Genomic DNA, 12006 nt, shown 5'->3' on the forward strand with positions numbered 1-12006 from the left:
GGGTCAGTTTTATCTGAACGCAGATCAACGGGTTTCCGATCATGCCGGATTGGTGAATACCTGTCCGCAACGGTACGCGTTACGGAGGCGGGTATTCATGTCAATCTATACCGGGCAGTTACAAAGCAGTGTTCCCGCGCTGAGACCGGATCTGGAATTCCAGAATGCATCTGAACTCGGCCATCCCGACAAAATGATGGTCATTGCCGGGCAACGCTATTTTCTCGCAGATCATGCGACCGTCAGCTTATTACGCTTGTTGCAGCAACCTCAATCCAGTTACGAAGCGCTGGCGGAAATCATGCAGCAGCAGTATGCGATCCCGTGTGATGCGACATCTTTACAGCAACAGATTCTGGCTTTACCCGCTGGCTTATGGACCGACAGCCCGGTCCGGCATCCGTTCTGGCTGCGCTGGCATTTTTTACCGGCGGACTGGGTACGTTTACTGAGTCGCCTCTTTCAGTTTTTTTTTCTGGTTCCGGTTGCTGCATTTTTGTTAATCAGTTTTTTAATATGCAGTGGCTATCTTCTTTTTTCACACTGGACAGGACATGGTGCGGACTGGCACCAGACCCAGTGGGGAACCGCACTGGCACTGGGACTGACCGGTACCTTACTGCATGAATTCGGCCACTGCAGTGCGGCACAGCGCTTTGGCGGCAGGCAACAGGGCATAGGCATAGGTTTGTACTGGTTCTGGCCTGTGTTTTATGCCGAAGTCCACGATGCGTGGCGTTTAAGCCGCTGGCAGCGTGTGGTAGTGGATGCCGGTGGATTGTATCTGCAAGCGGTTTATGTGCTGGGTCTCAGTCTCTGGTATCTGCAAAGCAGCGACGCCACTGTATTCGCTGCGATCTGGATTTCTGCAACGATGATGCTGAACACTTTAAATCCGGTGATGAAATTTGATGGTTACTGGATATTGTCCGATGCGCTGAAGTTACCGAACCTGCATCAGCAATTATTGCAGGAAAGCCGGCGCTGGGTACAAAGTCTGCGGCCGGGGTCCGGCGTACAGCCACCATCAGGAAAAATGCGTCTCAGCCTGCTCGCGTTCACGGCACTGGCTTTACTGTTTTTCGGAAATTTGCTGCTGTTCTACGGCAATATGAGCGGCATTCAGGCTGCGGCACTGACACAGGCGCTGTTGCAACCGGTTTTGCCGTGGATGTCTGCCGGCGGTCATGGTTTGCTGCTGATAGTGCTGTGTGTCATTGCACTGATGACTGCACTGCGCCTGGCGCGCAGCATCATTTCTGTTGTGAGGGAATCATGAGCCGCCACGTGCAATGGATGCCGGTATTCAGTGAGCAAGTCAGTGAGGCCGGACCTGCGCTGATGATCGCCAGTTCTACAAGCCGCTTATGGCGCTGGCTGGTGGAAACCAGGCCGGCCGTGACTGTGATCGGCAGTCAGTTATGGGAAGAAAAAGATAACGGCGCGCTGGCTGAACGGATGATGCGTCCCGCTACGTTTATCCGCAGTCTGCAGGGAAAAACCGGATTACCAGCCACGGTGATTGTTTTGCAGGACCAGTTAAACGGCAGCGGGCCTTCATTCATTCCGTGGCAGGACGGATCGCGTGAACTGATGTTGTCTGCCATCGATTTTTTATTATTTCAGCGATTCCGGCCACCGGTATTTCGCATCTCCGCCGCTATTTCTGAGCGCCTGACGCTGCAGCCGGTTGATATGACCTTGCCAGCTTTTCAGCCGGACCGGTTTCAGTTGTATGCCGATACAGTGTACAGCGCGGTGATGGATGAAATCAGTCTGCCTTTGCCTGACTGGGAGGCGGAACAGACCTTTGCCTGCAAACATCCGCAGCAATTACAAACGCTGCTGGCGGATGAAATGCGTTTGCTGGAATGCGTGTTACGTGAAGCTTTGCTGCAGCAGGATGATCCTGTGCATCAGGCTTTATTGCAGACACTGCAACTGAAGCAAGCCCGTGGCACGGCGCAGGCAGCACCGGCTGTCAGATCAGATCATACATAACCGGAGACAGCACTATGCAGAACACGCTTTTGTCTGCTGTTCAGGCAAGCGCTTTGCGGCTTGCCTACCGCGCAGCGCACCATTTACCGCAGATTGAGCCATTTTTTCCGGAAAAATGGCAGCTGGGCCGGTTTTTACAGCAAACGATTCCGGCGTCCGTACAGGCAATGCTGCCGGCAGATCACTGGTATCGCAAAGTGCAGCGCGCCCGTTTGCAGAGTGATTTACTACGGCGTTATGCAGCATTATTTCCCCGCCGCGACTGGCGACCGATGATACAGACCAGCGGTGCTGTCAGCTGGGAATGGATAGCCGCTCAGCAGCGTCCGGTGATGATTGTTACGCCGCATTTCGGTAGTTTTGCATTCGGTAGTCTGGCGCTGGCGCAGAGTCTGCCGGAAAAGACGATCAATATTTTTTACGATGATCCGGCCGACAATGCCGGCAACGCTGTTTTCTTCGATTTGCTGACTTCGCAGCCGAATATCAATGTGCTGTACAACAATCCGCGCGGTCTGGCGAAAGCAGTTCGTGCGCTGAAACAGGGGCAGATTCTGACCATGTTTCCCGATGTTTATCAGGATATCCGGCAAACCGGTTTTGTTCCGTTTCTGGACCGTTACTTACGGGTGATGCCGGGAACCGCCTATCTGGCACGTAAAAATCAGGCCATGATCATTCCGGCTTACAGCTGGCCCTCGGAACAATTTGGTGCGCACATCTGGCTTGATCAGCCGGTATTGCCGGAAGACTTGGCCTGCGCAGACGAACGTCAGCATGAATTTGCGATCATGTGTGCATTGTTTCGCTCCGTGTCTGAACGGGTGCGGCAGCAGCCGGAATACTGGCATTACTGGGAAAGACTGGCGCAGATTTCGCACGAAATGCCCGGACAGACCGCGGCCGACAAGATCCGCGCAAGGGTGCAGCGCATACCGGCGCTGGTACAGCAGTTTCCCGAATTGCAGCAAATACTCTGATCTGTTGCATGCGGGGAACATTGCATTCATCCGCAGTGGCAGCATGCCGCCCCGCTGTTCTCTGCAAGGGTTATACTGAGCAGATTGCTGCATGATCACCAGCGCTCCGGCGGGTGGTCTGCAGCCGACTGAGCAAACTTTGTGGGGATACTGCATGACTACCGTTTTTCTGAGTTCTACCCCGTTTGATCTGGCCGCGCATCGTAAAGAGATCGGCGACACCCTGAGTGCTGCCGGTCTGCATCCTGCGCTGACATTTCCGGATACGCCGGTATCCGAACGTTTGCGTCTGGTACGTACTTCCAAAGTCTGTATCGTCATATTCGGCATGATGCTGGGCAATGTTGATCCGGATACCGGAAAATCGCTGGTGCAGCTGGAATACGAAGAAGCGCAACTGTATTCAGTGCCGACGCTGGTGTTTCTGATGGATGAAGATGAACACTGGATACTGCCGAAACACGCTGATACCGGCCCTGCTGGATTGCGTCTCGCGGATCTGAAAGCCCAGATCAGCCTGCAGCATGAAATCCGCTTTTTTGAATCCCGCGCTGATCTGACCAGCAAGATTGCCAACGAACTGAGCCGCTTGCTCGGCGTGAATATCCCGCTGCCGGACAGTGTGCTGAATGCGCCATCGGCATACGCCGGTATGCAGCAAAGTCTGTCGTCCGCTCCGCCGGTTGCCCCTGCTGTCACTGCGCCGGCTACGGTAGCTGCTTCTGCACCGGTCACACCAGCGCCAGTCGCGGCTCCGGCACCTGCTCCCGTCGCTGCCCCCGCACCTGCAGCGCCTCCGGCGGCTGTTGTAACGCCGGTAGCTGCAACGCCACCAGTACCGCCAGTACCGCCAGCGGTACCAGCGCAGCCGGTTGCCGAACCTGTTTCAGCATCTGTTTCTGCCCCGACTCCTGCGCCTGCAGTTGCCGACAGCAAACCGGTGGCAGAACCGGAAAAACCGGCTGCCCGTGGCAAGGTCCAGCGTTACGATCTGACCGGCCCGCGTTATATGTTCTTCCGTGAAAAAGTACAACCGGCGCTGACAATTCCTGTGCACGATGTCTTGCTGAAAGAAGTGCTGGAATATCTGCTGGTCAGCAATACCATGCCCGCTGCTTCTGCGATGGCGAAAGGTGCGAATCTGGAACTGGAAGATGCAATTGAAATCGTTCGTCAGATTGAACTGATTCTGATGGATACGATACGCAGCCAGAAAAACGCGCCGAAAAAATCCTGACGCGGATGTTGCTGTACACATGAAAAAGCAGGCTGAGGCCTGCTTTTTTATTGCCGGATGAATCGCATTGTCCGCATCACAGCGTTTGCAGCCACTGCGCTGCCTGCTTCAGCGCGCTGTCCCAGTCGCCTGCGCTTTGCTGGCGGCATAAACGGGTATGCGGATACCAGCCGGTAGTGCTGCTATGCTGCAGCCAGCGCCAGTCCGGCATGCGTTCTGGCAGCAGCAGCGCGCACGGTATCCCCGTCGCACCGGCCAGATGCGCGACGGCGGTGTCCACCGTGACCAGCGCATCGAGCTGGCGCAGTACTGCGGCCGTGGCAGCAAAATCATGCAGTAAATGATCGGTACGGATCAGGGCAGGCAGGCTGTCTGCCTGTGCAGCGGCAGCGCCGGTTTGCAGGCTGAACCATTGCGCTTCGGTATCTTGTATCAGCTGCGGCAGTGTCTGTACGGGCAGCGAACGTTCCGCATCGTTATGAAATGCGGTATTGCCCTGCCAGACCAGACCAATACGATGCAAACCGGCAATACGCGGCGGTAATTGCTGTGCCATGTATGCCGCTTCTTCCTCATCCGCAAACAGATAAGGTACAGCTGCCGGTATCGCATTGCTGCGGGTATCAAAGACCGCGGGCAGACTGAGTACCGGCAGCCACATGTCATAGGCTTGCGGATCGGGTTCGCTGCGGCTGGTGTAAATCGCCTCCAGCGCCGGTAGTGGCGTCAGCAAACGCTGCAAAGCCGGTTCGCACAGCAGGCTGATGTCGTGTCCACTCAGCGTCCGCAATGCATTCAGATAGCGCAGCATATGCATCACATCGCCATAGCCGCCTTCCTGTACCAGCAGTATCCGTTTTCCGTGCAGCGCATCGCCGCGTTGCCAGCGCGGTAAATCAAACGGCAAATCCGGCAACCATGGACGCTGCTCATACAAAGGCCATGCGCGTTGCCAGCGCGCCTGCCGCAGATACAGATAACTGAGATTGAATTGCGCCAGCCGGTGCTGCGGATCAAGTAACAGCGCGGTTTCCAGACAGGATTCCGCCTCCACTTCACGCCGCAGACAAGCCAGCACCATACCGAGATTGCTCCAGGCACTGACGCAGCCGGCATCATTTTCCAGCGCGTGGCGACAAGCTTGTTCTGCTTGCTGCCATTGCCCCAGCCGTATCAGCACCGCTGCCAGATTGCTGGCAATCCTCGCTTCTTCCGGCATCAGTTGCAATGCGTGCCGGTAGTGTTCAACGGCAGCCGGTAATTGTTGCAAGTGTTCCAGACTATAAGCGCGGTTGCACAGCGCCACGGCATCCTGCGGGCTGTGTGACAGTATTTGCTGATACACAACATCTGCCGCCTGCCATTGCTGGCGGGACAGTAAGGCTTCCGCCTCGGTGTGCAGTGCAGCCAGCGCGGTGGCATCGTTCGGTGTAGGACGTTCGGGTTGCATGCCCCATTGTAGGAGCGGGTTTTGAGGCTTGTCCAGCCGGCAAGCTGCTGTTCGGCTGCGCAGCATCGTCAAGTGCTCAAAAACAGGCTAAATGCGGTGTTCAGCACAGCGATCCGGCGGTCGTCGGCAGAAAGTCCGGGCCTCAGGAAAATGCAGATGACGATATTTGCACAACGGAGGCGGTTTTAGTGCTCCGTAGCCGCGCTCCGTTGTCGTGCTCAGTACACGTCGCGCCGGTAGCGGCCGGTGTCGCTGAGTTCATCCAGCAGCGCTTCGCCGAGGATGCTGAGCAGGGTTTGATGTACATCTTCGCCCATGCCTTGCAGGCTGCCGCAGACCAGAATCGCTGCGCCATCGCTGATCCACTCGCGCAGCTGGCCGGCTTGTTCTGCCAGCGCATGCTGAACATAGCGACGGGCTTCCTGATCGCGCGAAAAGCACAAATCGAGGCGCTGCAGGTGGCCGTTATCCTGCCAGTGCAGAATCTCATCCTGATGGAAAAAGTCAGTGGCGCGCTGGCGTTCGCCGAAAATCAGCCAGTTCTGATGACGGCCATCGCGTTCGCGCTGTTTCAGATGGGAACGCAGTCCGGCTAAACCGCTGCCGTTGCCGATCAGAATCAGGCCCTTGCAGTCCGGCGTATGGAATTGCGGATTACGGCGTATGCGCAAGCCTATGGTTTGCCCGATCGCCGCATATTCGGTCAGCCAGCCGGAACCGAGGCCGAGGCTGCCATCGTCTTTGCGTAACTGACGCACCAGCAATTCCAGCTGACCATCTGCTGCGACAGATGATACCGAATATTCGCGGTGCGGCAGCGTCTGATCTTCCGGCTGGCCGGGGCGTTGCGGACGGATTTCGGCAATATCACCGGCTTGCCAGTCCGCTGTGCCGTCTGCCGGTTGCAGTATCAGATGATAGGCCGGCGCACCGACGCTGCCGGGGTTCAGCAGGCGGCGTCCTTTCAATAGCCAGTCGGTGTAATCCGGCGCGCTCCAGTCGGCGCTCAGGGTGTAGCCGCTGATGCGGCCAAGCTCTTGCTGCCAGTGACGCAGCGCGGCCTCGTCACCGTTATCGACTTCAATCAGATCGCTGAGACGGTGCGCGCCGCAATGATCCAGCCAGTGTGCTAACTGATGACCGAACGCGCAGAATTGCTGATAGTGACGGTCGCCCAGTGCCAGCACGGCAAATGATAAATCCTGCAATGCGAGGCGCTGCGGCAGCAGATCGCGGCAAAAGCGGCTGGCGTTGTCCGGCGCATCTCCTTCGCCGGTGGTGCTGACGATGCACAACAGGCGGCGCACGCTGGCTAAGCGTTCCGCATTCAGCTGATTCAGCGTGACACACTGATGGGCGATACCGGCCTCCTGCAGCAGTGCCGAGGTTTTTTCAGCCAGCGTGGCGGCAAAACCGGTCTGGCTGGCAATGGCGATGATGGTATCGGCGTCCCCGCTGGCTGCGGCGTCGGCCTGCTGTTGTGCGCTGCGGTGCGCGCGCCAGACGGCTGCGCAGTAACTCAGATAACTGCTGCCGACCAGCGAGGCGCTGGCCCAGCCCGGTAAGTGATACGCCATCGCGGCAACGGAAGACAGTGCCAGCGAAGCACTCAGATGATGTAAGCGTGAAGCAGTCATGGCAATTCCGCCATGGCACGCAGCAGGGTGCTGGCGCTGGCAGTCAGGGGAGCGTGTTCAGAAGGGCGGTACACGATCAGTGCCGCCAGTTGATGTTGTTCTGCCCATTGCAGGGCTTGTTCCGGTGGCAGTACCAGCAGAATAGTTGCCATCGCATCGGCCACCATGCATTGCGGATGGCAGACGGTCACTGCCAGTGTGCCGTGACTGACCGGCCAGCCGCTACGCGGATCGATCGTGTGGCCGTAAGTCTGACCATCAGCGCGGAATTGCTGGCGGTACTGACCGGAAGTGGCCAGCGCCAGACCATGCAGCGCAAAGCGGTGCAGCGGCCAGTCTGCCTGTTCTGCCGGTGGTTCCAGATCCACCCACCACGGCTGAAAATCCGGTTTGATGCCCAGCCCGCGTAATTCGCCGCCGACTTCCACCAGATAGCTGTGTACGCCGTGCTGTTCCAGCATCTCCGCCAGTAAATCGACAGAGTAACCTTTGGCCAGCGCCGATAAATCGAGCGCAACGCCACCCGGCTGTGTGATGGATTTCGTCATGCGGTCTGGCTGAAGCCCGCGAAAATCCTGGGCGTCCAGACAGGCCTGTACCGATTTCTGCACCGGCGCTTCGGTACGACGGCCTTCCGGCCCGAAACCCCACAGATTAATCAGCTTACCAGCCGCAGGATTCAGTGCACCTTCACTTTGCTGCGCCAGATACAGCGCATAGTCGAGCACTTTGTAAAACGCATCGGGAATCGTCAGACGGCTACCAGCAGCGGCACGGTTGAAACGTGACAGCACCGAATCCGGATCCCAGTGCGACATTTGCGCATTCACGTTGAGCAGAAGATCAAGCGCCGCCTGTTCCAGCACATCGCTGTCCACAGAGTGCGGGATCAGCGCATCAATCTGCCAGTGCGTACCCATGGTGCTGCCGCACAAACGTACAGACTGCGCCCCGTCCGGCAAAGGGCGGGGCTCAGTCTGGTGTAAAGGCAGATACAGGTGGACAGTCACAAATGCAGTCGCAGCAGCAAAAACAAAAGCGCTTTATTGCGGCAGGACTTCCAGCGTCACCACATAGCTGGCAACACGGTTGGTGGCCGGTGCCTGTACGCCTTTGTCATCGCGCACTTCGGCTTCCATCCAGATCATGCCAGCTTTTTCAGGGCGGAAGCTGAATTTGCCGCTGGCATCGGTGGTGTAGGTTTGTTCACCGAGTTTCTGACGGTAGCGGATACCACCGGCAATCACTTCGACTTTCACGTTTGCCGCCGGTTTGCCATCCAGTAACAGCTGGAACGTCGCGTTTTCACCTTCGACCAGATCATTCGGATGTGTGACCGGATTCAGTTCCAGACCTTTGCCCGTTGGTTTGACAGCAACACCACCCGGTTTGCCATTCGTCACCAGTGTTTCCACGCGGCCGATACGCTGGGTTACTTGCAGATCTGTTGCATTCGCCGGTACTTCTTTGGCGAAAGTTTCTGCAGTACCGCGCCAGCGTTTAGGCTGACCGTTTTCTTTGTAGCTGGCGAACAAACCTTCGTTCAGCATACCGATGCGGTAAGTGCCGGTTTGTTTCAGTTGCAGATCAAACGTGCTGCGCAGACGACCGGTGAACGGGTTTTCTGCGGCGACTTTGCTGCCATCCGGTGCGGTGATAAACAGGTTATCGAGACGGGTTGCAACATGATCAAATTCAAATACATTGGTCGCTGCGGCTGCATCGACGGTAATCCACGGCGTATTGCCGGAAACTACAGTCTGTGACGGCACCAGAAATGCACGGTGTGCGTGGGCGCTGAAGCTGGCGCAAACCAGCAGGGTGGCGGCGCATAAACGGGTCAGGCGTTTCATCATCTGTCCTTATGATCTTGAATCTGAATGGGAATGGAAATGGTTAACAAGCGGATTACTTAATTTGTACAGCCACCGTACCGATTTCGTGGCTGCCTTGTGCTTTTGCAGTGAATTCGCCCTTGCCACCCCAGGTAAACGGCACTTTCACTACTTCACGGCCACCGCCTTCGCGTGCCGCTTCCACCAGCAACTGATATTCACCGGCAGGCAACTGAGCGAGCACGGATTTATCGGTGCTGAAGGTCAGGCTGTGCTCACCGGCGGTGCGGGTTGCGGCGCTGAGGCCATCCACCGGCATCGTCAGATCGCGACCGGATTTACGCCACCACTGACGCAAATCTTTCAGCCATTTTGTACCTTCGTTATTGCGTTTTTTCAGGTCGTACCAGACCGTCAGGTTGCCGGCAAAGCTCTGGTCGCCTTTTTCAATCCAGACCGCAACATAAGGCTTGTGGTATTCCGCCACATTCAGACGCGGCAGTTCCAGTTTCACATTCAGATCAGCGGCATGCACCAGTGCAGCCGGAGAACCCAGTAAGGTGCTGATAGCAACAGGTAAAACGTAACGCATAGAGAACTCTTTCCGGAAAGAAAAAACAGAATCGGTTTAACGAATAAATGAATGAGTAAATTAATGAATAAACAGCAATATGCACAGCAAAGGAATCACCAGCCCGCCCGCGACCAGCGGCCAGGTAGAACGCCGGTTCGCTGCATGCATTTTCAGCAGCAGTAAACCTGTAATACTGAAAATCAGACAGGCCAGCGCAAAAATATCAATCAGCCAGTTCCACACCGCACCGGTGTTGCGGCCTTTGTGTAAATCATTCAGAAACGAAATCCAGCCGCGGTCGGTCAGTTCATATTCAGCATGACCATCTTCCAGACTGACGCGCAGCCATGCATCGCCACCGGGACGCGGCATCGCGACATACACTTCTTCCGGCGACCATTCCGGCGCCTGCCCCGGATCGCGTATTCCCATTTCACTGTTCAGCCATGCACTGACTTGCGGCGGTACTGCATTTGCCTCGTCGTCGCGCGCCTTTTGCAAGGCTTTCAGCAAATTTGCCGGCAGTTGTGCTTCATTCTGGCTGACCACAGGATGCGCTTCAATTTGCGCGGCGTGGTTCAGCGTAAAGCCGGTAATCGCAAATACCAGCATGGCGACCAGACAAATCGCCGAGCTGATCCAGTGCCACTGATGTAACTGACGCAGCCAGAAAGCGCGCTGCTGGGGTTGATTGCGAGAAGAGCTGGCCTGCATTCTGAACCTGTAAATGATAATTATTCTCAATTATAACGGTATGCACCGATTTGTCTACATAAAGACCCGGAAAACACACTGGAAGTTTGTACTGTTTCTTATCAAATTGTTGCAGTGCGCAGTACAGTACCCCGCAATGGTAAAATCAACCGGTTTATCTTTTATTCATCTTTCTCAAAGAAAGCACCTATGAACGTCGTTATTCTTGCTGCCGGTATGGGCAAGCGCATGCAATCCAATTTGCCAAAAGTGCTGCATCCGGTGGCCGGTAAGCCACTGGTCGCTCATGTGATCGACACAGCACGCAGTCTGGAAGCCAGTAATATTTGTGTGATTTATGGCCATGGCGGCGAACAAGTGCCGCAAACGATAGGTGCTCCGGATCTGAAATTTGCAAAACAGGAACCGCAACTCGGTACCGGCCACGCAGTCGCACAGGCTGTACCGGTGCTGGATGATGCAGTCCCGACACTGGTGCTGTACGGCGACGTACCACTGACAACCAGCGTCAGTCTGCGCCGCCTGATGGACGTCGCCGGTAGCGACAAGCTGGGTATTCTGACGGTAATGATGGATGACCCTACCGGTCTGGGTCGCATCATCCGTGAAAACGGTGAGATTTGCCGCATCGTCGAGCAGAAAGATGCGAACGAAGCAGAAAAAGCAGTACATGAAACCAATACCGGCATCATGATCGTGCCGACCCCGCATCTGAAGCGCTGGCTGATGACCTTGTCGAACAAAAATGCGCAGGGTGAATACTATCTGACTGATATTGTGGCACGCGCCGTGGAAGACGGTGTGCCGGTGGTCTCCGCGCAGCCGGATGATGTGGTGGAAACGCTGGGCGTCAACAGCAAAGTGCAGCTGGCTGAGCTGGAACGCAAACATCAGTTGCGCGTGGCGCAGCGTTTGCTGGAACAGGGCGTAATGCTGCTGGACCCTGCACGTATCGATGTGCGCGGTGAACTGCAGTCTGGCCGTGATGTCAGCATTGATGTCGGTTGTGTATTCGAAGGTAAAGTGGAAATCGGCGAAGGCGCCAGCATTGGCCCTTACTGCGTGATTCGCAATGCAGTTATTGCCGCCGGTGCCAGCATCAAGGCTTACACACATATCGAAGATGCAGTCGTCGGTGCAGCGTCTCAGATCGGCCCTTACGCCCGTCTGCGTCCGGGCACAGAACTCGGCGAAGATGTGCATGTCGGCAACTTCGTGGAAATCAAAAATTCCAAAGTTGCTGCGCACAGTAAAGCCAATCATCTGGCCTATGTCGGCGACGCTGACGTCGGCAGCCGCGTGAATATCGGTGCCGGTACGATTACCTGTAATTACGATGGCGCAAATAAATTCCGCACCACCATCGGCGACGATGCTTTCATCGGCAGTGACACCCAGCTGGTTGCACCCGTGGTAGTGGGTAAAGGTGCCACCATTGGTGCCGGCACGACACTGACCAAAGATGCGCCGGATGGCAAACTGACATTGTCTCGCGCTAAACAAATGACCATCGATAACTGGCAGCGTCCGGTCAAACAAAAGAAATCCTGATTCTGTATAAATCATTCAGCGTCTTTT

At 56.1% G+C, this 12006-nt stretch carries 11 protein-coding genes; 5 read left to right on the forward strand and 6 right to left on the reverse strand.

From position 1 onward, the window contains the following. The first annotated feature begins 97 nt into the window (after positions 1-97). The 4 genes from KDM89_RS00920 to KDM89_RS00935 all read left to right on the forward strand — a co-directional run bounded on the left by KDM89_RS00920 (position 98) and on the right by KDM89_RS00935 (position 4218). Positions 98-1279 carry a hypothetical protein gene (locus tag KDM89_RS00920; RefSeq protein ID WP_212686079.1) on the forward strand — a complete coding sequence of 394 codons (1182 nt, stop codon included), beginning with the start codon at positions 98-100 and terminating at the stop codon, positions 1277-1279. Then, a complete protein-coding gene (locus KDM89_RS00925) occupies positions 1276-2001 on the forward strand; it encodes a hypothetical protein (protein ID WP_212686080.1) in 726 nt (241 codons plus the stop codon). The genes KDM89_RS00920 and KDM89_RS00925 overlap by 4 nt, the downstream gene beginning before the upstream one ends. A 14-nt stretch (positions 2002-2015) precedes the next feature. Then, entirely contained in the window at positions 2016-2981 is a 966-nt protein-coding gene (locus tag KDM89_RS00930; protein ID WP_212686081.1) for a lysophospholipid acyltransferase family protein, read from the forward strand. Between the two features lie 91 nt (positions 2982-3072). Further along, positions 3073-4218 carry a DUF4062 domain-containing protein gene (locus tag KDM89_RS00935; RefSeq protein WP_212686082.1) on the forward strand — a complete coding sequence of 382 codons (1146 nt, stop codon included), beginning with the start codon at positions 3073-3075 and terminating at the stop codon, positions 4216-4218. Positions 4219-4294: 76 nt separating this feature from the next. On the opposite strand, the gene KDM89_RS00940 is transcribed toward KDM89_RS00935, so the two are convergent. The 6 genes from KDM89_RS00940 to KDM89_RS00965 all read right to left on the reverse strand — a co-directional run bounded on the left by KDM89_RS00940 (position 4295) and on the right by KDM89_RS00965 (position 10428). Beyond that, a complete protein-coding gene (locus KDM89_RS00940) occupies positions 4295-5668 on the reverse strand; it encodes a tetratricopeptide repeat protein (protein ID WP_212686083.1) in 1374 nt (457 codons plus the stop codon). Positions 5669-5886: 218 nt separating this feature from the next. Further along, entirely contained in the window at positions 5887-7245 is a 1359-nt protein-coding gene (locus KDM89_RS00945; RefSeq protein WP_438947493.1) for a sulfite reductase subunit alpha, read from the reverse strand. A gap of 56 nt (positions 7246-7301) precedes the next feature. Continuing rightward, a complete protein-coding gene (locus KDM89_RS00950; protein WP_329604592.1) occupies positions 7302-8315 on the reverse strand; it encodes an FAD:protein FMN transferase in 1014 nt (337 codons plus the stop codon). A gap of 33 nt (positions 8316-8348) precedes the next feature. Further along, entirely contained in the window at positions 8349-9161 is an 813-nt protein-coding gene (locus tag KDM89_RS00955) for a DUF4198 domain-containing protein (RefSeq protein ID WP_230427605.1), read from the reverse strand. A gap of 52 nt (positions 9162-9213) precedes the next feature. Then, positions 9214-9732: a DUF2271 domain-containing protein gene (locus tag KDM89_RS00960; protein WP_212686085.1), complete on the reverse strand. Its 519-nt coding sequence runs from the start codon at positions 9730-9732 to the stop codon at positions 9214-9216. 60 nt (positions 9733-9792) lie between these two features. After that, positions 9793-10428 carry a PepSY-associated TM helix domain-containing protein gene (locus KDM89_RS00965; RefSeq protein ID WP_212686086.1) on the reverse strand — a complete coding sequence of 212 codons (636 nt, stop codon included), beginning with the start codon at positions 10426-10428 and terminating at the stop codon, positions 9793-9795. Between the two features lie 189 nt (positions 10429-10617). On the opposite strand from KDM89_RS00965, the gene glmU reads away from it, so the two are divergent. Beyond that, complete coding sequence (glmU, locus tag KDM89_RS00970) at positions 10618-11979, forward strand: bifunctional UDP-N-acetylglucosamine diphosphorylase/glucosamine-1-phosphate N-acetyltransferase GlmU (RefSeq protein WP_212686087.1); 1362 nt, start codon at positions 10618-10620, stop codon at positions 11977-11979. Positions 11980-12006 lie beyond the last annotated feature (27 nt).

Source organism: Cognatundibacterium luofuense (assembly GCF_018139685.1).
Classification (GTDB): Bacteria; Pseudomonadota; Gammaproteobacteria; order Burkholderiales; family Burkholderiaceae_D; genus Undibacterium; species Undibacterium luofuense.

What these genes read in the sequence shown, in the direction of transcription:
- KDM89_RS00925 (WP_212686080.1), top strand. Translation starts at nt 1,276, where the DNA reads ATGAGCCGCCACGTGCAATGGATGCCGGTATTCAGTGAGCAAGTCAGT.
- KDM89_RS00955 (WP_230427605.1), bottom strand. Translation starts at nt 9,161, where the DNA reads ATGATGAAACGCCTGACCCGTTTATGCGCCGCCACCCTGCTGGTTTGC.
- glmU (WP_212686087.1), top strand. Translation starts at nt 10,618, where the DNA reads ATGAACGTCGTTATTCTTGCTGCCGGTATGGGCAAGCGCATGCAATCC.
- KDM89_RS00960 (WP_212686085.1), bottom strand. Translation starts at nt 9,732, where the DNA reads ATGCGTTACGTTTTACCTGTTGCTATCAGCACCTTACTGGGTTCTCCG.
- KDM89_RS00935 (WP_212686082.1), top strand. Translation starts at nt 3,073, where the DNA reads ATGATCACCAGCGCTCCGGCGGGTGGTCTGCAGCCGACTGAGCAAACT.
- KDM89_RS00945 (WP_438947493.1), bottom strand. Translation starts at nt 7,245, where the DNA reads ATGGCGTATCACTTACCGGGCTGGGCCAGCGCCTCGCTGGTCGGCAGC.
- KDM89_RS00930 (WP_212686081.1), top strand. Translation starts at nt 2,016, where the DNA reads ATGCAGAACACGCTTTTGTCTGCTGTTCAGGCAAGCGCTTTGCGGCTT.
- KDM89_RS00920 (WP_212686079.1), top strand. Translation starts at nt 98, where the DNA reads ATGTCAATCTATACCGGGCAGTTACAAAGCAGTGTTCCCGCGCTGAGA.
- KDM89_RS00965 (WP_212686086.1), bottom strand. Translation starts at nt 10,428, where the DNA reads ATGCAGGCCAGCTCTTCTCGCAATCAACCCCAGCAGCGCGCTTTCTGG.
- KDM89_RS00940 (WP_212686083.1), bottom strand. Translation starts at nt 5,668, where the DNA reads ATGCAACCCGAACGTCCTACACCGAACGATGCCACCGCGCTGGCTGCA.